Genomic DNA, 22655 nt, shown 5'->3' on the forward strand with positions numbered 1-22655 from the left:
TCTCCCCCGCCCGGCGCCTAGCCGTGCGAGGCGGCCATGACCGCCTCGTCCACCGACACGCCCTCGTCCACCGCCCGGCGCGTGGCCTCGAGGACGCGGCGGTAGTCGCGCGGCATCACCTTCACGAAGTCGCCCAGCGCCGCCCCCCACGACTCGAGCAGTCGGCCGGCGACGGCGGAACCGGTCTCCTCACCGTGGCGCGCCACGGTGTCGCACAGCCACTGCCGGTCCTCCTCGTCGAGCGGGTCCAGGTCGACCATCTCGAAGTTGACCCGCTCGGCGAAGTCCCGGCCGGGGTCGTAGACATAGGCGATCCCGCCCGACATGCCGGCCCCGAAGTTGCGCCCCGTCGGGCCGAGCACCACGACCCGCCCACCCGTCATGTACTCGCACCCGTGGTCGCCCACGCCCTCGACCACGGCGGTGGCGCCCGAATTGCGGACGCAGAAGCGCTCACCCACCTGGCCGCGCACGTAGCACTCGCCCGCGGTGGCGCCGTAGAGGATGACGTTGCCGGCGATGATGTGCTCCTCGGCCGCGAACGGGGAGGACTCCGGGGGCCGCACCACCACGCGGCCGCCCGACAGGCCCTTCGCCAGGTAGTCGTTGGCGTCGCCGTACAGGCGCAGCGTCACGCCCCGGGGGACGAAGGCGCCGAAGCTCTGCCCGGCCGAGCCGCGGAACGTGAGCGAGATGGACCCGTCGGGGAGCCCGGCGGCACCGTGGCGGGAGGTGATCTCGTAGCCGAGGAGCGTCCCCACCGTCCGGTCGACGTTGGCGATCGGCAGCTCCACCGACACCGTGGCGCCGTCCTCGATGGCGGGGCGGCAGGCCTCCAGGAACCGGTGGTCGAGCGCCTTGTCGAGCCCGTGGTCCTGCACCCGGCAGCAGTGCCGTTCGGTGGGCGGCCCTTCCTCGGGCTGCGCCAGGATGGGCGAGAGGTCGAGGCCCCTCGCCTTGAAGTGGTCGGTGGCCTCGAGCACGTCGAGCAGGTCGACGCGACCCACGGCCTCCTCGATCGAGCGCAGCCCGAGCGCGGCGAGGTACTCGCGCACCTCCTCGGCGATGAACTCGAAGAAGTTCTCCACGAACTCCGGCTTCCCGGCGAAGCGCTTGCGCAGCTCGGGGTTCTGCGTGGCGATCCCCACGGGGCAGGTGTCGAGGTGACAGACGCGCATCATCACGCACCCCGACACCACCAGGGGCGCAGTGGCGAAACCGAATTCCTCGGCGCCGAGGAGGGCGGCGACGACCACGTCCCGGCCGGTCTTCAGCTGCCCGTCCACCTGTACGACGATCCGGTCGCGCAGGCCGTTGAGCACGAGCGTCTGCTGGGTCTCGGCCAGGCCGAGCTCCCAGGGGATGCCGGCGTGCTTGATCGAGGTGAGGGGGCTGGCGCCGGTACCGCCGTCGTGGCCGGAGATCAGCACCACGTCCGACTTGGCCTTGGCGACGCCGGCGGCCACGGTTCCCACCCCGACCTCGGCGACGAGCTTGACGTGCACCCGGGCCTTCGGGTTGGCCGACTTCAGGTCGTGGATCAGCTGGGCGATGTCCTCGATCGAGTAGATGTCGTGGTGCGGCGGCGGGGAGATGAGCCCCACCCCCGGCGTCGAGAAGCGGGTCTTGGCGATCCACGGGTAGACCTTGTGGCCCGGCAGCTGGCCGCCCTCCCCGGGCTTGGCGCCCTGGGCGATCTTGATCTGGAGGTCGTCGGCGTTGACCAGGTACTCGCTGGTGACGCCGAAGCGTGCCGAGGCCACCTGCTTGATGGCGCTGCGGCGGAGGTCGCCGTTGTCGTCGGGGACGAACCGCTCGGCGTCCTCGCCCCCCTCCCCCGTGTTGGACTTGCCACCCAGACGGTTCATGGCGATGGCGAGCGTCTCGTGGGCCTCGGCGGAGATCGACCCGTAGGACATGGCCCCCGTGGCGAAGCGCGACACGATGTCGGCCACCGGCTCGACCTCGTCGACGGGCACGGCCGGCAGCACGCCCTCGCGCAGGCGCAGCAGGCCGCGCAGGGTGGCCAGGGCGGCCGACTGGTCGTCGACGAGGCGGGTGTACTCCTTGAAGATGTCGTAGCGCTTGGCCCGGGTGGCGTGCTGCAGCTTGAAGACGGTCTTCGGGTTGAAGAGGTGGACCTCGCCCTCGCGGCGCCACTGGTACTCGCCGCCACCCTCCAGCTCGCGGTGCGCACGCTCGGTCGGGCGGTCGTAGTGTGCCAGCCGGTGGCGCGCCGCGACCTCTCGCGCCAGCACGTCGAGCCCGACGCCGCCGATCCGGCTCACGGTGCCGGTGAAGTACTCGTCGACGACCTCGGGGGCGACGCCCACGGCCTCGAAGATCTGGGCCCCGGTGTACGACGCCACCGTCGAGACGCCCATCTTCGACATGATCTTGATGACGCCCTTGCAGGCCGCCTTGATGTAGTGCGACCGCGCCTGGCGGGGCGAGACCCCCTCGAGCAGGTTGCGGGCGATCATGTCGTCGATGGTCTCGAAGGCGAGGTAGGGGTTCACGGCCGACGCGCCGTACCCGATGAGCAGCGCGATGTGGTGCACCTCGCGAGCGTCTCCGGTCTCGACCACGAGGCCGACGCGGGTCCGGGACTTCTCGCGCACGAGGTGCTCGTGCACCGCCGCCGTGAGCAGCAGCGACGGGATGGGCGCCAGGCGGGCGTTGGAGTTGCGGTCCGACAGGATGATGACGTTCGAGCCCAGCGCGATGGCGATGCTCACCCGCCGGCGGACGTCCTCGACGGCCTCGCGCAGCGCCTCGCCGCCGCCGGACGGGTCGAACAACCCGTCGATGGCGAAGGCGTTGTAGCCGGGCGTCTCCCCGTGCTCGTTGACGTAGGCGAGCTTGGCGAGGTCGTCGTTGTCGATGACCGGGTTGGGCAGGATGATCTGGCGGCACGACGCCGCCGTGGGCTCGAGCAGGTTGCCCTCGGGGCCGAGCTTCGACCGGCCCGACGTCACCAGCTCCTCGCGGATGGCGTCGAGCGGCGGGTTGGTCACCTGCGCGAACAGCTGGGTGAAGTAGTCGAAGACGAGGCGCGGGCGCTCCGACAGCGCGGCGATGGCGGCGTCGTGGCCCATCGACCCGAGCGGCTCCACACCGCTCCTGGCCATCGGAGCCAGGATGAGGCGGAGCTCCTCGTCGGTGTAGCCGAACAGCTGCTGATGGGTCACCACCGACGCGTGCTGCGGGGTGAGCATCATGCGCGGTGGGAGGTCGTCCAGGGTGACCTGTCCCTCCTCGAGCCACTGGCCGTAGGGGTGCTCGGCGGCGAGCTGGGCCTTGATCTCGGCGTCGTCGACGATGCGGCCCTGGGCGGTGTCCACCAGGAACATCCGGCCGGGCTGGAGCCGCCCCTTGCGCACCACCACGGCCGGATCGATGTCGAGCACGCCCACCTCGGACGCCAGGACCACGAGGCCGTCGTCGGTCACCCAGTAGCGGGCGGGCCGCAGCCCGTTGCGGTCGAGCACCCCGCCGGCCACGGTCCCGTCGGTGAAGACCACCCCGGCGGGGCCGTCCCAGGGCTCCATGAGCGAGGCGTGGTACCGGTAGAAGGCGCGGCGCGCCGGGTCCATGGCGGTGTGGTTCTCCCACGCCTCGGGGATCATCATGAGCACGGCGTGGGGCAGGCTGCGGCCGCCCAGGTGCAGCAGCTCGAGGACCTCGTCGAACGACGCCGAGTCGCTGCCGTCAGGGTCGCAGACGGGGAACAACCGCGCCAGATCGCCGGGGATGAGGTCGCTGGCGAGCAGCGCCTCGCGGGCGCGCATCCAATTGCGGTTCCCACGCAGGGTGTTGATCTCGCCGTTGTGGGCCAGGTACCTGTACGGGTGCGCCAGCGGCCATGACGGGAAGGTGTTGGTCGAGAAGCGCGAGTGCACCAGGGCCAGGCCGCTGTCGAACGACGGGTCGGAGAGGTCGGGGAAGAACTCGGCCAGCTGGTGCCCGGTGAGCATGCCCTTGTACACGAGGGTCCTCGCCGACAGCGACGCCACGTAGGCGCCGTGCACCTCGTGCTCGACCCGCTTGCGCAGGCAGAAGGCGAGCCGGTCGAGGGCGACGGGGTCCGCCGCCGGCCACCCCGGGCGCGGCACCACCGCCACCTGGGCCATGCGGGGCATGGCGCGGCGCGCCGAGGCGCCCAGGCACGCCGGCTCGACGGGCACGTCGCGCCACCCGAGCACGGCCAGGCCCTCCTCGGTGGCGAGCTCCTCCACGCGGCGCTGCGCCTTGTCGGCGTCGCTGCGCTCCGCGGGCAGGAACACGGTGCCGACGGCGTACTCCCCGGGCCCGGGGAGGTCCACGCCCATGGCACCGGCCAGGAAGCCGTGGGGCACCTGGACCAGGATGCCGGCCCCGTCCCCGGTCGCCACCTCGGCGCCGGTGGCACCCCGGTGGGCGAGGTGCTCGAGGGCGGTGATCGCCTGGCGGACGAGCCCGTGGCTGCGCCGGCCGTGCAGGTCGGCCACCAGCGCGATCCCGCAGGCGTCGTGCTCGAAAGCGGGGTCGTACAGGGGCGCGCCGGGGTGGCGTGGAGCAGGCCTTCGGGAGGCAGGGCCCTTCGTTGTCGTCACGAGATCACTCCGTGGTCGCTCACGCGGAGGCGGGTCGCTGGCGCCCGGGACGACACTGGCCCTGCTGCAGCCCCCGTAGGATACCCCGCGTGTACGGGCCGCCTGCGCACCCACGCCGGTGACGGCCACGAGTCGCCCGCCGGCCGCGGCCGGCGACGACCGCCGCTACGACGTGGTGGTGGTCGGCGGCGGCGCCATCGGGCTGGCGACGGCCTGGACGCTGGCGGCGCGGGGCCTGGCGGTGGCGGTCGTCGACCCCGAGCCCGGCCGGGGGGCGTCGTGGGCGGCGGCCGGGATGCTCGCCCCCGTGAGCGAGGTCCATCACGGCGAGGAGCCCCTCTTGGCCCTGGCCCTGGCGGCGGCGCGGCAGTGGCCGGCGTTCGCCGCCGAGCTCGAGGCGGCCGTCGGGCGATCCGTCGGCTACCGGGCCACCGGGACGCTGGTGGTGGCGGTCGACGACGGTGACCGGGCCTGGACCGAGGAGCTCCTCGCCTTCCAGCGCGACCTCGGCCTCGACGTGCAGTGGCTCTCCGGGCGCGCCGCGCGCCACTTGGAGCCGGGCGTGGCCCCCGGCGTGCGCGGGGCCATCTGGGTGGCCGACGACCACCAGGTGCACACCCGCCTGCTCGTGGGGGCGCTGCTCGACGCCGCTGCCGGGGCGGGGGCCGAGCTGTGGAGGGACCGGGCGGTCTCGCTCGAGTGCGGCGGCGGCGCCGTGTCGGGCGTGCACCTCGCCGCCGGCCCCCGGCTGCGCGCCGGGTGCGTGGTGCTCGCCGCCGGGTGCTGGTCGGGCGGGCTCGACGGGCTCCCCGACGGGGCGGTGCCCCCGGTGCGGCCCGTGAAGGGCCAGATCCTTCGTCTCACCCCCACCGGCCAGGCGGGCACCGGACCGGCACCCGTGCTCGGCCGGACGGTACGCGGCATCGTGCGCGGCGCCTCGGTGTACCTGGTGCCGCGCCAGGACGGCAGTGTGGTGGTGGGCGCCACGATGGAGGAGCGCGGCTTCGACACCGCGGTCACCGCCGGTGCCGTCTACGAGCTGTTGCGCGACGCACACCGCGTCGTGCCGGGTGTCACCGAGCTCGTCCTCGGCGAGGCGCGTGCCGGACTGCGACCGGGCTCCCCCGACAACGCGCCCATCGTCGGGCGGCCCGCGGTGGCGGGCGTCGACGGCCTGGTGGTGGCCACCGGCCACTTCCGCCAGGGCATCCTCCTCACCCCGATCACCGCCCGGGCGGTGGCGGCCATCGTCGACGGTGCCGAGCCACCGGCGGAGATGGCGCCCTTCGGGCCGGGGCGATTCGCCGGCGTGGCGACGCGCGCCGGGCCCTGAGGCGAAGTGCCATGCTGGCCCGGTGGGTGAGCTCCGGATCGTGGTGAACGGCCAGGAGCACACCGTGGCGCCCGGTGCCACCGTGGCGGACCTGGTCCGCTCGTGGTGCGCCTCCCCCACCGGGATCGCCGTGGCACGCAACCGCGAAGTCGTGCCCCGCAGCGAGTGGGACAGCACGCCGCTGATGGCGCGCGACGTCCTGGAGATCGTGACCGCGGCGGCGGGCGGCTGAGATGGCCGCGGACCGCGCCGACTTCGTCATCGCCGGGCAGGCGCTCCGCTCGCGGCTGGTCCTCGGTACCGGCGGCATCGCCAGCCTCGAGGTGCTCGACGCCGTGGTCGAGGCCTCGGGCGCGGCCCTCGCCACCGTGGCCGTGCGGCGGGTCGACCCCGCGGCCCGCGGCGGGATCCTCGACGTGCTGCGGGCGCGGGGCGTGGCCGTGCTCCCCAACACCGCCGGCTGCTTCACCGCCGCCGAGGCCGTCCTGACGGCCAAGCTGGCCCGAGAGGCCTTCGACACCGACTGGGTGAAGCTCGAGGTGATCGGGGACGAGGACACGCTGCTGCCCGATGCCGTGGAGCTGCTCGACGCCGCCGAGCAGCTGTGCGACCAGGGCTTCGTCGTCCTGCCCTACACCAACGACGACCCCGTGCTGGCCCGGCGCCTCGAGCAGGCCGGGTGCGCGGCGGTCATGCCCCTGGGCTCCCCCATCGGCAGCGGCCTGGGCATCCGCAACCCCCACAACATCGCCCTCATCACCGAGGCGTCCATCGTGCCGGTGATCCTCGACGCCGGCATCGGCACCGCCTCGGACGCCGCCCAGGCGATGGAGCTGGGCTGCGCGGGCGTCATGGTCGCCACCGCCATCACCCGGGCGCGCGACCCGGTGCGCATGGCCGGCGCCTTCCGAGCCGCCGTGGAGGCCGGGCACCAGGCCCGGCTGGCGGGCCGCATCCCCCGCCGCCACCGGGCGCAGGCCTCCAGCCCCGTCGACGGGCTCGCGGACCTCTGACCTACGCTGCGGTCGTGGACCCCCGGGTGGCCATGACCATCGCCGGCTCCGACTCCGGTGGCGGGGCGGGGCTCCAGGCCGACCTGAAGACCTTCGCCGCCCACCGCGTCTTCGGCACCAGCGTGGTCACGGCCGTGACCGCCCAGAACACCGCCGCGGTGCTGGGCGTCCACGTGCTCGACCCCGCCTTCGTGGACCTGCAGATCGCCGCGGTCGTGTCGGACCTGCCCGTGGTGGCGGTGAAGACCGGCATGCTGGCGTCATCGGCGACGGTCGCAGCCGTGGCGCGGCGGGCGGCCGCCGGCGATCTTCCCGACCTGGTCGTCGACCCCGTCCTGGTGGCGTCGACCGGCCGACCGCTCCTCGACGACGACGGGATCGCCGCCTACCTCGAGCTGCTGCTGCCCCACGCCGCCGTCGTCACGCCCAACACGACGGAGGCCGCCCTCCTGGCGGGCCACGCCGTCGACGACGTGGACGCCATGGTGCGCGCCGCGCACCGCCTGGCGGCCACCGGGGCGCGGGTGGTGGTGGTCACGGGCGGCCACCTCGGCGGAGAGCACGCCCCGGACGTGGTGCTGCTCGACGGCACCGTGCACGTCCTGGAGGGACCGCGGGTGGTGTCGGGCAACGACCACGGCACGGGGTGCACGCTGTCGGCCGCCATCACCGCCCACCTTGCCCGCGGCGCGGCCGTGCTCGACGCCGTCACCCGGGCGAAGGACTTCGTGACGGCCGCGCTCGACGGCGCGGCCGGGTGGCACCTGGGCGCGGGCCACGGGCCGCTCGACCACTTCGGTTGGAGGGACCACGCCGGACCGTGACATGGCGCCGGGCGTGACATGGCGCCGGGCGTGACATGGCGCCGGGCCGGGCCGCCCCCCGGGGAGACGCGACGTGGCGGCGGGAGATGCGCACGGGTGCGGGACACGGGGGCGACGAGTGTGTCCCTCGTCGCCCCCGCTTCCCCCGCAGCTGCCCACGAACGTGGGCGATTCACCCCCCGAGACGCCGCGCCTCCGGTTTCACACCGAGGGCGCTCCCCCCCGACGGGACCCCCAGGGTCCCGGCGTCCGGGATACTGTACGGCGCGTCCTGCGGGGCCGTCAACGCGTTACGTCAATGTAGTTTCACTCTACGAGGTCGCAGGGGTTGTCGGCGCCACGGCCGCCGCCCGGTGCCGACCGACGGGCCCCGGGAGCGTCCTTGTACACTCGCCTGGCCACGACGGGCCCGTCCCCGTGGACCCCGAACGATGCCCCGCCCCGCCGACCGACCCGGTGTCCCCGACCCGACCCCCGGGGGAGCGGTGACCGTGGACGCCCGCGGCAACGGCCATGGCGAGGCCGACCGGCGGCCCCTGCCCGCCGCGCCCCGCCGGCGGCCCCCCGGACCGAGCACGAAGCCCGCTCTGGTCGTGCTGGGGTTGACGGTGTTCCTGTTCCTCCTGGGGGCCACGCTCGAAGCCGTGAGCGGACACCAGAGCCGACCGACCCCGGTACCGACCTCGATCGCCACCGCACGCGGTGCCGTGTTGCGGGCCGTGCCGGCACGCCCCTTGCTGACGGCCATCGTCTCGGTGGGCCAGCCGCCCGACGACCTGCTCGACGCCTTGGCCGTCCCCAGGGGCTCGGCGCCCGTGGCCGGCTCCACCACCGATCGCGGGGTCGAGCTCTACGACCGGTCACTGCGCATGGAGGTGGCCGCCACCCAACAGGACGTCATCGCGTTCTTCCGTGCCCAGCTGCCCGCACAGCACTGGCGGCGGCTCAGCCAGGGCCCCGACAGCAACGGGCCCGGCTACCTCATCCTGGAGCAGCACCCCGCCAGCGACGGCCACGAGTGGGAGATCGGGGTCACGGTGGCTCCCACCGTGTTCGGCGGCACGCCCTCGGCCACGTCGACGGCGGGTGCGGGCGCCTCGAGCACCGGCACCACCGCCTTCACGCTACGGCTCTTCGCCGTGTCGGACCAGAACTGACGGCCGCCGGGCGCCCACCAGCAGCGGCTCTTCGGTCTCGGCGGGATCCTCGGGTTCGCCGGCGGCGGCCGTGACCGGCTCGAAGGGGTCCACCGACTCCTCGCCGCGCAGCAGCCACGCCCATACGAAGAAGTCGACCGGGTAGAGCAGGTACCCGACGCGGGTGGCGGGGGCCAGGAGGATGGCGACGGTCATCACCCATCCCACCAGGCGCGCCAGGGCGGCCGGCGTGGTCGGCCGGTGGCGGACCAGGACGTAGCCCAGCACGAGGGCGCCCGCGGCCGCGGCCGTCACCGTGAAGGCCCGGTGGATCCAGGGGAACAGCGACACCACGATGTGACCGATCAGGGGGCTGCCGGCCGGGGACCGCACACCGGCCAGCCCCAGCGGGAAGCGCACGACGTTGTCGATGAACGCCGAGACGTTCTCCGCCGCGGTGGGCAGCACCGCCGGGATCATCACGCCGAGGATGCCGGCGAGCACCGCCAGCACCGGTCGCCGACCGCGCCGGCCGTGGCGATCGCGCGCCACCAGGAGCGCCAGGGCGGCGAGCGGCCACGCCGTGATCTTCATCGACGCCGCCACCCCCAGGGCCACCCCGGCCCACAGAGGCCGTCTTCGTTGCAGCAGGACAAGGCCGAGGAGCATCAGGGCGGCCACGGGGAGGTCGTCACCGCCGGTGGCGAGGGGCAGCGCCGCAGTGGGCAGCACGGTCATGCTCTGCAGCGCGAGAACGCGCGGACCGGTGGGGCCGCGGCACAGCGCCAGCGCGATCACGACCACCAGGATCGTGAACACGGAGAAGGCCACGCGGGCGTCGGTGAGGCGCGGCGACGCACTCGTGCTGCGGGGGCCGCCGAACAGCGACATGAGCGGGAGGTACGGGTTGTAGACGTCGTAGGCGGGCTGGCCCGGCGGCGCCTTGATGTGGGCGCGGGGGTCGATGCGCGAGTACGGGTCCTTACCGTGCACGAAGGCGTCGCCGGCGCGCTCCACCACCGCCACCTCGGGTTGGACGTGCGCGGTCCCCCCTGTGTCGGTGCGCCACAGCACCTCGAGCGAGAGCGGCATGAGCGTGGCGCCGAGCAGGACCACCAGGAACGTGACGGCGCGCGGTGTCGTCCAGTGCCAGGTGGCGATGGCCCGACCGCCCGCCGCGTCGACCGATGCCCGCCCGGCGGCCCCACCGGCGCCGGTACCGGCAGCAGTACCGTCGGCGGCGCGTGCGGCGCGCCGGCGCTCCCGGCGGGCCAACAGGGCCGAGGCCACCGCCCCGGCGACGTAGGGCCCCACCGCCAGCCTCCCCCACTGTTGGTAAAGGCTGATCGAGGCGAGCTGGGCCGTGCCGATGGCGAAGAGGGCGGACGCCGAGTAGAGCACGGCGTCCCGTTCCTCGGGGCTCCACGACGCCATCACCCGGGCACCCCGCCCAAGGAGGCCGGTGGACATGACCCCATGGTAGGCCCCTGCCGCCCACGCCAGGCCGACGGTCGGGACGGCCGACGGTGCGCGCCGTAGGCTGCAGCCGTGCCCGACGACCCCACGGCCCGGCTCGTCGGCGACGGCCCCACGGCCCGGCTCCCTGGCGACGGCCCCGGTCACGACGCCGTCGACAGCGGCTTCCCGGCCTTCGTCGTGCGCAACGACGGCGAATCCGTCGCCACCGGCGTGGAGGAGCTCCACCTCGGCGACCTGCCCGAGGGCGAGGTGCTCGTCGAGGTGGCGTGGTCGTCGGTCAACTACAAAGACGCCATGGTCACCGTGCCCGGCAACCGCGTGGCCCGGACGTCCCCGCTCGTCCCCGGCGTCGACCTCGCCGGGGTCGTCGTGGCGAGCGACGACCCCGACCTCGCGCCCGGGACGGCCGTCCTCGCCCACGGCGGGGACATCGGCGTGGCGCGCCACGGCGGTTACGCCCGCTACGCCCGGGTGCCCGCAGGCGTGGCCCTGGCGCTTCCCGAGGGGCTGTCGGCACGCGACGCCATGGCCATCGGCACCGCCGGCTTCACCGCCGCCTTGTCCGTCGACCAGCTCGAGCAGCACGGGATGCGCCCCGGGGAGGGCCCGGTCCTCGTGACCGGCGCCTCAGGTGGGGTCGGGTCGTTCGCCGTGGTGCTACTGGCGGCGCGCGGCTACGAGGTCGCGGCGAGCACCGGCAAGTCCGACGAGCACGATTGGCTGCGGGCGCTCGGCGCCGCCGAGGTCATCGGGCGCGACGACATCGACAAGGCCGGCGGGCGCGTGCTCGGGCCCGAGCACTGGGCGGGCGCCGTCGACTGCGTCGGCGGGGAGACACTGGCGCGGGCCCTGCAGGGTCTGCGGTACGGGGCGGCGGTGGCCGCCAGCGGACTGACCGGAGGGACCGCGCTCGAAACCACCGTGTACCCCTTCATCACCCGCAGCGTCGCCCTGCTCGGGGTGGACTCGGTGCGCACGCCCGTCGAGCGCCGGCGCCAGGTGTGGGGGCGACTCGGCACCGACCTCCGGCCCGCCCACCTCGACGACCTGATCGCCGCCGAGGTCCCCCTGCAGGGCGTGGCGCACGCGTTGTCCGACATCCTGGCGGCGCGCGTCCGCGGGCGGCTGCTCGTCCGGCTGGACGGGCCTCCATAAAGCAGGGCCGTGCCTGGGCCGGTCTGCCCACGGCCTGCGGCGGGGTCAGGCCTGCGGCGGGGCCAGGCCTGCGGCGGAGTCAGGCCTGCGGCGGGGCGGTGGTCTGCGAGGCCGCCGAGCCCGCCGCGAACACCGGGGACACCGTGACCGTGCCGCCGTTGCACACCATCATCTGCACCCGGACCACGTCGTGGTCGACGGCGTTGGGCGGGGTCACGTCGATCTGGGCGGCGGTGGGGCACGAGGTCTCGGTCCCCGTGGTCACGTCCGAGTACGCCAGGTTGAAGTACGCCGTCGCTCCCGGGTCGAGCACGACGGGCGTCGGGGAGATGTTCGTGAACTGATAGTTCCCGGCCCGCACCACCCGCGTCACCAGCTGCGTGCCCGAGGAGTCGAGCAGCTGCGCCCCCGGGAACCCGTTCATGGGACAGCTGGACGTCGTCGAATTGCGCATCCCGAACGTGAGCTCGAACGTCCCGGCCGCACCCTGGGAGCCGACCACCGTCGTCACCAGGGAGCTGGCCGCACAGGCCACGCCGCCGAGCACGCCGGTCGTCGTGGTTGTGGACGAGCCGGCGGAGGTCGCGCTCGTCGACGTCGTCGGGCCCGCCGTGGTGGTCGCGCCCCCGTTGCCCGGGGCGGCGGTGTGGCCCGACGAGCACGCGGAGAGACCCGCGGCCAGAGACAGCGCCGCCAGGGCGGGCAGCGCCGTGCGGAGGCGCATCAGGAGCTGAAGTCCTCGGGGCGGACCGTGTCGAGGAACTGGCGGAACTCGCCCACCAGCTCGTCGGGGGTGGACGGGTCGCCGTCCTCGTCCTCGTCGTCGGTGGGCAACAGGATCCCCTCGGAGTCCATGAGGTCGTCGGCCACGTACAGGGGGCTCCCGGTGCGCACGGCCAGCGCGACGGCGTCCGACGGTCGGCTCGACACGTTCAGCGTGGCGTCGCCGCGCTTGAGCTGGAGCTCGGCGAAGTACGTGGCGGAGCGCAGCTCCGTGATGACCACGCGCTCGAGGCTCGCGCCCAGTGCCTCGACCACGTCGCGCAGCAGGTCGTGGGTCATCGGCCGGGGTGTGGCGACACCCTGGATGGCGAACGCGATGGCGGTCGCCTCGGGCGCGCCGATGAAGATCGGCAGCGTCCTGCCGAGCCCGTCCGCCTCGGTGAGCAGGAGGACAGGCGTGTTGGACTGGAGGTCCACCCGCACAGCGCTCAGCCGCACCTCGACCATGACCTGCAACTTACCGCCCGTAGAGGGTGACAACATGCGCGTCGGGGTCGGTTTCGAGGGCCCGGGGGTCCCCGGCGGCGACGAACGGAAGGTTGCGGTAACGGCCTGCGAGGTCGAGCCCGTACCCGAGGAGCAGGTCGTCGGCGACCTCGAACCCGGTGAAGCGCAGCGGGACGGGCACGATCCGCCGCGTCCGGCGGTCGAACAACGTGCACACCTCGAGCGACGCCGGGCCCCGGCGCCCCAGCTCCCCCAGCACGTAGGTGCAGGTGAGGCCGGTGTCCACGATGTCCTCCACCAGGACCACGTGGCGGCCGTGGACGTCGTGGTCGAGGTCCTTGACGATCCGCACGCGGCCGGTGCCCTCGGTGTAGGTGGAGATGGCGAGGAAGTCCACCTCACAGGGGACCGTGACCTGGCGGGCCAGGTCCGCCAGGAAGAGGATGCTCCCCTTCAGCACCGCCACCAGGAGGACCCCGTCGGGATAGGCGTCGGACAGCTCCCGGCCCAAGCGGGCGACTCCTCCGGCCAGCTCCCGGCTGTCGTACAGGATCCGAGCGCCGCCGGGCCCACTCACCCCCCGGGCCCGGTCACCCGCCGAGCTGGTCGCGCAGCGTCGTGCGCAGCAGGACCTCGCGCAAACCCTGCCCGAGCCGGGACAACTCCGCCACCGCGTCGTGGGCCCGGTGACGCGCCTCGGGGTTCCGCTGCTTCAACAGCGGCAGGACGATCTGCTCGATGAAGCCCGCCTCGCGCTCGGCGGCGTGCTTGTGCAACCGCAGGTGCCGCGCCTCGACCCCGTAGCGCGCGAAGCCCGCGGCCAGGCGGGCCACCGCCAGCGCGTCCTCTTCGTAATAGACGACCCCGCCGACGACGCGCCCGCTCACCAGCCCGAAGGACTCCAGCTGCTGCACCGCCGGCACGTCCATACCGCTCGCCTGGGCGAGCTCGTCCACGGTCATGCTCGAGCCCGACAGCGTCGGCACGGCCGCCTCCCCCACCCCCGCAGGCGCGGCGCCGGTGGCCCCCCGTGCGGGCGGGGTCGGTGACGGCCCCGGCGCGGCTCCCGCCGGACCGCCGCCGCCGGCACCCGCGCCGGCGAGACCTTTGGCGCCGGCCACCCGGCCGGGGGCGGCGGGGCGCGGCGACCCGGCCCGGGCGCCCCCCGACGCGTCGTGCGACACCGAGGCCCGCGCCCCGGTGGTCGGAGGAGCCGCCACGGAGGCGCCGGCGGTGCCCGTGGCGCCGGCGCCGGCCGGGACGCCACGAGCAGCGCCCCCCGACGCCGGCGGCGCCGTCGTGGTCGTCGCGGAGGCGGCCGTGCCGGCCGGAGTCGGGGCCGAAGCCGGGGTCGCGGCCGAAGCCGGAGTCGAAGCCGGAGTCGGGGCCGAAGTCGACGCCGGGGCCGAAGCGAGGGATCGCGCGCCGGCCGCCCGGCCGACGAGGACCGGCGCGGTGCGCTCGGCCGGGCCCCGCTCGGTGCCGACCGGGTCGGCGCCACACCCGTTGCCGTCGCCGGTCACCTCCTGCTCGAGCCGGCCCTTGATCACCTTCAGCGGCAGGAAGTGCTCTCGCTGCTGGCGCAGCACCCACCGCAAGCGCTCGACGTCGTGGTCGTAGAACTTCCGGTACCCCGACGGCGTGCGCTCGGGGTCGACGAGCCCCTGGCTCTCGAGGAAGCGGATCTTGGAGATGGTGACGTCGGGGAACTCCTGACGGAGCAGCGCCAGCACGTCGCCGATCGACAGGTACGTCCGGCCGCTCACCGCCTGGTCCTCCATCGGGCGCTCACTCGTCGGCCGCCGCCAGGTAGACAAGCTTGAATTTCCCGATCTGCACCTCGTCGCCCGAGGACAGCACGGCCTCCTCGATGCGCTCGCGGTTCACGTACGTGCCGTTGAGCGAGCCCACGTCGCGCACGGTGTAGCCGCCGTGGCTCTTCTGGAACTCGGCGTGCCGGCGCGACACGGTGATGTCGTCGAGGAAGATGTCGCTCTCCGGGTGCCGCCCGGCGCGCGTGACGTCAGAGACGAGGTCGAACCGGGTGCCGGCGTTGGGGCCCCGCTTGACGACGAGCAGCCCCGCGCCGCTCGGCCGGTCGGGCATCGGCACGCTGAGCTCCTCGTCGCCCGACTCGCCCTGGGCGTCGACGGGGTGCAGCGTCACGGTGGCGTCCGAGGACCTGGCAGTGAGCACCGCGCCGCACGACGAGCAGAAGTTGGCGCCGGCCGGGTTGCGATGCCCGCAGTTGTTGCAGAACACGCCGTCCACGCTAGTCCGTCCCCCGAGCCGGTCCCGCCTCGGCCTAGGCCGAGATGAGCGCCGTGTAGGCCGCCGCATCGAGCAGGCCGTGGAGCGCGCCGGGGTCAGCCGGGGTGATCTCGCCGATCCACCCCTCCCCGTAGGGGTCCGTGTTGAGCAGCTCGGGCGCGTCCGCCAGCGCACCGTTCACGGCGGCGACGTCCCCACCCACCGGCGCGTAGATCTCCGACACCGACTTCGTCGACTCGACCTCGCCCAGCGCGCCACCCGCCTCCACGTGCGCTCCCACGGCGGGCAGGTCGACGAAGACCACGTCGCCCAGCGCGTCCTGGGCGTAGTCGGTGATGCCCACGCGCACCTTGCCGTCGACGAGCAGTGCCCACTCGTGGTCGGTCGTGTACCTCCGGTCGTCGGGCACGTGCATGGCCGGGACCCTACCGCAGACCCCTCCGCGCCGCTGGGGCCGCGCCCGGCTCGGCGCGCCGCGGCCTCAGCGCATCAGCTGGCGGATGCGGATGGCGTGCTCCTGGGCCCGCGCCCGGGCCTCGGCCTCGCTGGGGGCCTCCGCCCAGACGTGGGTGATGGGCTCCTCGGGGTCGGGCACCACCAGCGTCCACCCGTCGGCCTCGGGGAGCTTGACGCCGTCGACGAGCACCACGTCGCGACCCTGGGCCCGCTCCACCGTCGTGCGCATGACCATCCCCTTCTGCTCCCAGGGGGTGACGATCTCCTCGTGCACGATGTGGACGGCCGGCAGTCGGCCCGCCAGCTTCGACAGGCGCTCGTCGCTGCGGGCCAGCATGGCGAGGAGGTGGACGAGCGTCGCCACGGCGTCGAAGGCCGGCAGGAAGCGCGGGAAGATGAACCCGCCCAGCTGGCTGGCGGCGAACGTGACGCCGCCGGTGTTGGCGACCTCCATGAGATGGGTCGCCGAGAGCTTGGTCCACAGGATCTCGGCCCCGGCGTCGGCGCAGATCTTCTCGGCGGCCATGGGGGCGGCCACGGGCAGCGCCACCTTGGCGTGGCGCGTGGACGAGACCACCAGGTCGAGCAGCAGGAGCAGCATCTGGTCGTCGGTGAAGACCCGGCCCTCGTCGTCGACCACCGTGAGGTGCTCACCGCCGGGGTCGATCACCGCGCCGATGTGGGCGCCCGAGGCCCGCACCAGGTCGGCCACGCGACCGGCGGCCGCCTGCCGGTCGCTCGCCATGACCGCGGCGGTGGCGGCGTAGGGGTTCACCACGAGGACGTCGGCGCCCAGCTTGGCGAGCACATTGGGCATGACGAAGCTCGTCGTCCCGAAGGAGTAGTCGAGCACCATCTTGAACCCCGCCCGGGCGATGCCCTCCACGTCGACGACGTCGGTCAGCGCCGCGGTGTAGAGCTCGAGTGCCCGCGGGGCGAAGCCGATGTCGCCGATCTCCGACGCCAGCGCCCGGCGGAACTCCTCACGGTGGTAGAGGCGCTCGATCTTGCGCTGGGCGGCCTCGGCGATGTCGATACCGTCCTGGTCGAAGAACCGGATGATCACCGACTGGGTGTCATGCTCGAACAGCCGGACCGTGATGCCGCCCAGGCTGCGCCCCGAGCGAGCCTGGAACCGGGTCACCGGCACGGTGGCCACCTCGAGGTCATCCACGTTCACCCCGGCGGCGTTGAGGCCCACGATCATGGCCCGCTTGAGGACGCGCGCGGCCCGCGACGTGTCGCGCGAGGCCGTGATGGTGCTGCCCTTCTCGAGCGTGCTCGCCCACGCCATGGACAGCCGCATGACGAGCTCGGGGCTGATGTCCACGTTGGCGAGGCCGGTGATGCCCAGGCGCCCGAACAGCGTCCGCGCCCCGCGTGACTCCCACACGATCGAGGTGTTGACCGTGGCGCCGGTCTCCACGGTCTTGAACGGGTAGACCTTCACGCCCGACTTGATCACCGCGTGGGCCCCCACGAAGGTCTCGTCGCCGAGGACGACCCCCTCCTCGCAACGAACCCCCTGGCGCAGGTCGCACGACCGGCCGAGGACGCAGCCGTCGAGGCGCACGCCGGCGCCCAGGAAGGCGTTGTCGTGGACCACGGTGCGCTCGAGCGAGGCGTTGTCGCCGATGCGGACGTTGGCGCCGATCACGCAGTACTCGCCCAGGACGACGTCGGCGCCCACGTAGCAGTTGTCGCCGATGATGGCCGGGCCCCGCACCTGCGCCGAGGGGTCCACCTCGGCCCCCTTGCCCAGCCACACCCCGGGGCGCAGCGGGAAGCCGCCGACCTGGACGGCGACGTTCTCGTCGAGGATGTCCTGGTGCGCCTTGAGGTAGGCGTCGAGCGTCCCGACGTCCTCCCAGTAGCCACCGGCCACGTAGCCGAAGAGGGGCTTCTCGGCGTCGAGCACGCCGGGGAAGACCTCCTCGGAGAAGTCCACCGAGCGGCCCTCGGGGATGAAGTCGAAGATCTCGGGCTCGAGCACGTAGATCCCGGTGTTGATGGTGTCGCTGAACACCTGACCCCAGGTGGGCTTCTCGAGGAAGCGCTCGATCGACCCGTCGTCGCGCGTGATGACGATGCCAAATTCGAGCGGGTTCTCCACCGCCTTGAGGGCGATGGTGGCGAGGGCCCCCTTGGACTCGTGCTGGCGGACCAGCGCCGTCAGGTCGAGGTCGGTGAGGACGTCACCCGAGATGACCACGAAGCGCTCGTCGAGCTCGTCGCGGGCGTTGCGGACGGACCCGGCGGTACCGAGCGGCGTCTCCTCGGTGGCGTACACCATGCGCACGCCGAACTCCGACCCGTCGCCGAAGTAGCTCCGGATGGCGTTGGCCATGAAGGCCACCGTGACCACGATGTCCTCGAACCCGTGCTGGCGCAGCAGGGTCACGACGTGCTCCATCATCGGCCGGTTGGCCATCGGGAGCATCGGCTTGGGCTGGTTGGAGGTGAGCGGACGCAGGCGCGTGCCCTCGCCGCCCGCCATGATGACGGCCTTCATGGGAGCACCACGGCGACCCTACCCCGCCGCCATCCGCCCGGCGCGTCCCCGGGCGAGCGCGCGCCGGGCCACGGGCACATAGGCGGCCGCGGCGATCCAGGCCAGGGCCAGGCCGGGCACGGCGCACAGCCACGCCACCACCCCGATCGGCTGCTGCCACCCGGCGTGGCCGTGGGCCAGCAGGAAGGTGGGATAGGCGACCATGAGCCCGAAGGTTCCCGCCTTGCCCACCCACAGGACGTCGATCCGCTCGGCGCCGAGGCTGGCGAGCACGATCACCGCCCCCGACACGAGCGCCTCGCGCGTCAGGGTCACCACGCCGAACCACAGCGGCACGGCGCCCGCCACGATCACCGAGATCACCGCCGTCCCGACGAGGACCCGGTCGGCGGTGGGGTCCAGGACCTTCCCGAGGGTGGACTCCTGGTGCCAGTGCCGGGCCACGAACCCGTCCACCCAGTCGGTGGCGCCCAGCACGGCCAGCAGGACGGCGGCGGCCGTCTGGTGGTGGGCCCCGAACAGCAGCCACACGAAGACCGGCACGCAGGCCAGGCGCACCATCGTGATGGCGTTGGGGACCGTGAGGACCCGGTCGGCCCCGGCCTCCGCCCCCTCGTCCGGTCCGGTCACGACCCGCAGTCTACGGGGCGCCCTCCCCGGGCCCGGGGTGGCGCGCGTCGCCGTCGGGGGGCGTCGTCGGGGCGTCGGCGGCGGTCACCGGGCGTGCCCGGCGCCCTCGACGCGGTCGCGCCGCGGGCGCTGCGGTGCGTCGGCGTCCTCGGCGATCTCCCGGGCGCGCGCCCGGTACCGGCGGGCCTTGGCCTCGAGGTCCCGCATCATGGCGCCCAGCCGCTCCTGCTTGGCCCGCACCACCGATCGGAGCCGGGCGTTGATGGCGGTCGCCTCGGCGAGGATGTCCTGCCGGCGCCCGGCGTCCGTGCCCCCGTGGAACTGCCGGCGCAGGTCCGCGAGCTGGTCATCGGCCCGGAGGATCTCGCCGATCTCGCCGAGGTCGAAGCCGAGCAGCGACTGCAGCTCCCGGATCCGCAGCAGCCGGGCCACGTCCTGCTCGCGGTAACGCCGCGCCCCGCCCGCCGAGTGCCCGGCGGGCACGAGCAGCCCGAGCTCCTCGTAGTAGCGCAGGGTGCGGGACGAGACCCCGGCACGGGCCGCCACCTCGCCGATGCGCAGGAGGCCGGCGGGAGACGCCTCGGCCTTCGGCTCGGGCCGGGTCTCGGGCCGGGTCGTGGGCCCCGGCCGCGGTTCGGGCCCGGGCGCCGTCACCGAACCCCCTCGGCCCCCACGAGCGCCGCCACGTCGGGCGCCGCCGGCGGCTCCCCGAGGCCGCCCGCGCCGGGCTCGGCGCCGGTGCGGGCCGCGCCCTGCCGGGGGTCGCCCGCCCACAGGCTGGCCACTCCGGCCAGCGCGCACAGGAGCGCCGACGCGCTGAAGGCCACGATGAGGCCACGGTGGAAGGGCGCCGCGATCAGCGACGGGAAGAAGCGCCTGCCCGTCACCACGGCGGCGTGGACGGTGCCGATGTGCGCCAGCACCTGCGGCCCGAGCAGCGTGCGGATCGGGTTGTCCCCGAGGAAGGCGGCGAACAGGGTCCCCACCGGCGGCAGCGACGACACCCGGTGGGCGGTGGCCGTCGGCACGCCCTGGGCCTGCAGGCCGTGGAGCATGGCGCCGGGAAGCGTGGCGGCCAGGCCGACGATCATGAGCGAGAAGAAGATCCCGATCGACAGCACGAAGCCGGAGTTCATGAACGTCGCCCGCATGCCCGAGGCCGCGCCGCGCTGGTCGGCGGGGACGGCGTTCATCATGGTGGTCGTGTTGGGAGCCGAGAACAGGCCCACGAAGACCCCGTTGGCGAGCACGAGCGCGGCGAAGCCCGGGTAGCTGAAGTCGATCGGCAGGAAGAGCAGGGCCACGAAGCTGGCAGCCGCCCCGAACATCCCGACGGTCGAGAACCAGCGTTGCCCGTAGCGGTCCGACAGGCGCCCGGCGAGCGGGCCCGAGGCCAGATACCCGATGGAGAGGGGCACCATGTAGACGCCCGACCACAACGGGGTCGATGCGAACGAGTAGCCGTGGAGCGGGAGCCAGATCCCCTGCAGCCACAGGACGAGCATGAACTGCAGGCCGCCGCGTCCCATGTTGGACAGCAGGTTGGCCACACCCGCGCCCGTGAAGGCCCGGATCCTGAAGAGCGACAGGTCGAGCATCGGCGCGGCGACGTGCCGTTCGACCACGACGAACAGTGCCAGCACGGCCAGGCCCCCGCCGAGCTCGGCGAGCACCCACGGGCCCGCCCACCCCATGGAATCGCCCCCGTGCGGCATGAGCCCGTAGGTGAGCCCGATCATCACGAGCACCAGGCCCACGGCGAAGGTGGCGTTGCCCCACCAGTCGATGCGGGCGGGCGAGCGCTCGCCGGTGTCGCGCAGCTTCAGGTACGCCCACATCGTCCCGGCCACGCCGAAGGGGACGCTCACGAGAAAGACCCACCGCCAGTCGACGGCCGACAACAGGCCACCCACGAGCAGGCCCAGGAACGACCCGGAGATCCCCGCCACGATGTTGATGCCGAGCGCCATGCCCCGCTCCCCCAGGGGAAAGGCGTCGGTGATGATGGCCATGGAGTTCGCCATCAGCAGCGCGCCCCCGATCCCCTGCACCACGCGCAGGGCGATGAGGACGAGGGCGCCCTTCGACCCCGATACCGGCGAGGCCGCCAACGCCATGGACGCCAGGGTGAACACCGCGAACCCGGCGTTGTACATGCGCACGCGGCCGAAGAGGTCGCCGATGCGTCCCAGCGTCACCACCAGGACGGCGCTCACGATCATGTAGCCCTGCAGCAGCCACAGCAGCAGGCCGATGTTCGACGCCTGGAGCGGGTCGACATGGATGCCCCGGAAGATGGCCGGCAGCGAGATGATCACGATCGAGGTGTTCAGCATCGCCATGAAGACGCCGAGCGTGGTGTTGGAGAGCGCCGTCCACTTGTACCGGTCGCCGTGTGCCCCCACCCCGGCGGCCCCGGCGGCCCCATCGACCCCGGCCGGCTTGGCGGCAACGCCGCGCTCGTGTGTCCGGGCGTCCTCCACGACCGGAAGTTTACGTGGACGTGAACTTCGGCCACACCTCGTCGGGGGTGGGCACATCGGTGTCCGGGGGTCCCGACCCGTGTGCTACGCAAGGTCGTGCCCGATTTCCGACCCTTCGCCGGCCTCCGCTACGACCGGGCCGTGCCGCTCGACAAGGTCATCGCCCCGCCCTACGACGTGGTCGGCCCCGACGAGCGCGCCGAGCTGGCCGGCCGGCACCGGGCGAACGCCATCCATGTCGAGCTGCCCGTGGAGGACTTCCGGTCGGGCCTCGACAAGTACCAGGCCGCCGCGCACATCCTCGACGCCTGGCGCCAGGAGGGCGTCGTCGTCCCCGACCCCTGGGCGGCCTTCTATGCGTACCGGATGACCGTGCCCGGCGTGGGGACGACGACCGGGGTCATCGGCGCTCTGGCGTGCGAGCCCGAGGGAGGCGACATCCTCCCCCACGAGCAGACCATCCCCAAGGACAAGAGCGACCGGCTCGACCTGCTGCGCGCCTGCCACGCCAACCTGTCCCCCATCTGGGGCCTGTCCCTGTCAGCGGGGCTGGCGGCGGCCTACCAGCCCGAGGGGCCACCCCATGCCGAGGCCGTGGACGACGCCGGGGTGATCCACGGGCTGTGGGTGCTCGACTCGCCGGCGGTGATGGAGCGGATCATGCGCGCCGTCGCCGCCGCGCCGGTGGTCATCGCCGACGGGCACCACCGCTACGAGACGGCGCGGGCGTACCAGGCCGAGCGGCGGGCCGCCCGCGACGGCGCCCCGGGGGACTACGACTTCGTGATGGCGTTCGTGGTCGAACTGGCCGAGGGCCAGCTGTCGGTCGGCCCCATCCACCGGACGCTGACAGGGGTGCCCCCCGAGGTCGACCTGGCCGAGGTGTTCGGCCGTTGGTTCGACATGGTCCACGCCGGGCCCCTCGACGAGCAGGTGGTGGAGGCCGTGGCGGAGTCGGGCGCCCTCGCCCTCGTGACCGACCGTGACGTATGGCTGCTCACCCCGCGCGAGCAGACCTACGCCGAGGCGGGCTCGGACCTCGACTCCAGCGTGGTCGCCCTGGCCACGGCGGCCATCCCCGAGGCGGCGGTCACCTACGTCCACGACTGGCACGCGGCGGTCTCCGCCGTGGCCGCCGGTGGCGCCCAGGCGGCGCTGCTGCTGCGCGCCGTCACCGTCGACCAGATCTCCGACTGGGCGCACGCCCGTCAGCGGATGCCACCGAAGAGCACCTACTTCCACCCCAAGCCGCGGACCGGCATGGTGTTCCGGCCGGTGGAGGGCTGAGCGCTCCCACCCGGGGCGCGGCCCGTGACCCGGAGGCCCGACGGCCCGAGGAACGAGGGCGTCGCGACGTGCCCCCTTGCCGCAGCGGGCCGGCTGCGACTCACGCCGCGAGCGCCCTGTTCCTGCCCCCCCTGAAAGGCACAGGATCACGCCCGCCTGGACAGTGACTCCGAGTGCCCATGGGGGTATCGGCCGGACACGGAGCGCGGTTGAGGATGTCGGGGTGGGACCTCGGTCCCGTTTTCGGTCCC

Annotated in this window: 19 protein-coding genes; 7 read left to right on the forward strand and 12 right to left on the reverse strand. The window is 73.7% G+C overall.

Features of this window, described 5'->3' with window-relative positions; all coding sequences use genetic code 11:
• Positions 1 to 17: 17 nt before the first annotated feature.
• Positions 18 to 4595: a glutamate synthase large subunit gene (gene gltB, locus VMV22_01845; protein HUY21062.1), complete on the reverse strand. Its 4578-nt coding sequence runs from the start codon at positions 4593 to 4595 to the stop codon at positions 18 to 20.
• 118 nt (positions 4596 to 4713) lie between these two features.
• On the opposite strand from gltB, the gene thiO reads away from it, so the two are divergent.
• From thiO to VMV22_01870, 5 genes are all read left to right on the forward strand, one after another.
• Positions 4714 to 5928: a glycine oxidase ThiO gene (gene thiO, locus VMV22_01850; protein ID HUY21063.1), complete on the forward strand. Its 1215-nt coding sequence runs from the start codon at positions 4714 to 4716 to the stop codon at positions 5926 to 5928.
• A 22-nt stretch (positions 5929 to 5950) separates the two neighbouring features.
• Positions 5951 to 6160 carry a sulfur carrier protein ThiS gene (gene thiS / locus VMV22_01855; protein HUY21064.1) on the forward strand — a complete coding sequence of 70 codons (210 nt, stop codon included), beginning with the start codon at positions 5951 to 5953 and terminating at the stop codon, positions 6158 to 6160.
• 1 nt (position 6161) lies between these two features.
• Positions 6162 to 6941 (forward strand): thiazole synthase, encoded by a 780-nt coding sequence (locus VMV22_01860; protein HUY21065.1) that lies wholly within the window; start codon positions 6162 to 6164, stop codon positions 6939 to 6941.
• 14 nt (positions 6942 to 6955) lie between these two features.
• Positions 6956 to 7765, forward strand: a complete 810-nt coding sequence (gene thiD / locus VMV22_01865; protein ID HUY21066.1) for a bifunctional hydroxymethylpyrimidine kinase/phosphomethylpyrimidine kinase — start codon at positions 6956 to 6958, stop codon at positions 7763 to 7765.
• A gap of 431 nt (positions 7766 to 8196) precedes the next feature.
• On the forward strand, positions 8197 to 8922 hold the full coding sequence (locus tag VMV22_01870; GenBank protein HUY21067.1) for a hypothetical protein: 726 nt from the start codon (positions 8197 to 8199) through the stop codon (positions 8920 to 8922).
• Here the strand turns inward: VMV22_01870 and VMV22_01875 are convergent.
• The gene (locus VMV22_01875; GenBank protein HUY21068.1) at positions 8890 to 10371 is read right to left on the reverse strand and encodes a glycosyltransferase 87 family protein; all 1482 of its coding nucleotides are present in this window, start codon (positions 10369 to 10371) and stop codon (positions 8890 to 8892) included. The genes VMV22_01870 and VMV22_01875 overlap by 33 nt on opposite strands.
• A 78-nt stretch (positions 10372 to 10449) precedes the next feature.
• Between VMV22_01875 and VMV22_01880 the strand changes: the two genes are divergently transcribed.
• Entirely contained in the window at positions 10450 to 11535 is a 1086-nt protein-coding gene (locus VMV22_01880) for an acryloyl-CoA reductase (GenBank protein ID HUY21069.1), read from the forward strand.
• 79 nt (positions 11536 to 11614) lie between these two features.
• Here VMV22_01880 and VMV22_01885 read toward each other — a convergent pair whose 3' ends face one another.
• The 10 genes from VMV22_01885 to VMV22_01930 form a co-directional block, all read right to left on the reverse strand.
• Positions 11615 to 12259, reverse strand: a complete 645-nt coding sequence (locus VMV22_01885) for a DUF4232 domain-containing protein (GenBank protein ID HUY21070.1) — start codon at positions 12257 to 12259, stop codon at positions 11615 to 11617.
• Positions 12259 to 12765 (reverse strand): bifunctional nuclease family protein, encoded by a 507-nt coding sequence (locus tag VMV22_01890; GenBank protein HUY21071.1) that lies wholly within the window; start codon positions 12763 to 12765, stop codon positions 12259 to 12261. Before VMV22_01890 ends, VMV22_01885 begins: the two co-directional genes overlap by 1 nt.
• Positions 12766 to 12775: 10 nt before the next feature.
• Complete coding sequence (hpt, locus tag VMV22_01895) at positions 12776 to 13342, reverse strand: hypoxanthine phosphoribosyltransferase (protein ID HUY21072.1); 567 nt, start codon at positions 13340 to 13342, stop codon at positions 12776 to 12778.
• A 13-nt stretch (positions 13343 to 13355) separates the two neighbouring features.
• Positions 13356 to 14531, reverse strand: a complete 1176-nt coding sequence (locus tag VMV22_01900; protein HUY21073.1) for a MerR family transcriptional regulator — start codon at positions 14529 to 14531, stop codon at positions 13356 to 13358.
• 22 nt (positions 14532 to 14553) lie between these two features.
• The gene (locus tag VMV22_01905; GenBank protein ID HUY21074.1) at positions 14554 to 15036 is read right to left on the reverse strand and encodes an FHA domain-containing protein; all 483 of its coding nucleotides are present in this window, start codon (positions 15034 to 15036) and stop codon (positions 14554 to 14556) included.
• Between the two features lie 34 nt (positions 15037 to 15070).
• Complete coding sequence (gcvH, locus tag VMV22_01910; protein HUY21075.1) at positions 15071 to 15451, reverse strand: glycine cleavage system protein GcvH; 381 nt, start codon at positions 15449 to 15451, stop codon at positions 15071 to 15073.
• A gap of 66 nt (positions 15452 to 15517) precedes the next feature.
• Positions 15518 to 18004, reverse strand: coding sequence for a sugar phosphate nucleotidyltransferase (locus VMV22_01915; GenBank protein HUY21076.1), 2487 nt, complete (start codon positions 18002 to 18004; stop codon positions 15518 to 15520).
• Between the two features lie 18 nt (positions 18005 to 18022).
• On the reverse strand, positions 18023 to 18634 hold the full coding sequence (locus VMV22_01920) for a CDP-alcohol phosphatidyltransferase family protein (protein ID HUY21077.1): 612 nt from the start codon (positions 18632 to 18634) through the stop codon (positions 18023 to 18025).
• A gap of 84 nt (positions 18635 to 18718) precedes the next feature.
• Positions 18719 to 19288, reverse strand: a complete 570-nt coding sequence (locus VMV22_01925; protein HUY21078.1) for a MerR family transcriptional regulator — start codon at positions 19286 to 19288, stop codon at positions 18719 to 18721.
• Entirely contained in the window at positions 19285 to 21117 is a 1833-nt protein-coding gene (locus VMV22_01930; GenBank protein HUY21079.1) for an MFS transporter, read from the reverse strand. The genes VMV22_01925 and VMV22_01930 overlap by 4 nt, the downstream gene beginning before the upstream one ends.
• Positions 21118 to 21213: 96 nt before the next feature.
• Here VMV22_01930 and VMV22_01935 point away from each other — a divergent pair, with 96 nt between their 5' ends.
• Positions 21214 to 22404, forward strand: a complete 1191-nt coding sequence (locus VMV22_01935) for a DUF1015 domain-containing protein (GenBank protein ID HUY21080.1) — start codon at positions 21214 to 21216, stop codon at positions 22402 to 22404.
• Positions 22405 to 22655: the final 251 nt, after the last annotated feature.

It is taken from the genome of Acidimicrobiales bacterium, from assembly GCA_035531755.1.
GTDB lineage: Bacteria > Actinomycetota > Acidimicrobiia > Acidimicrobiales > UBA8190 > DATKSK01.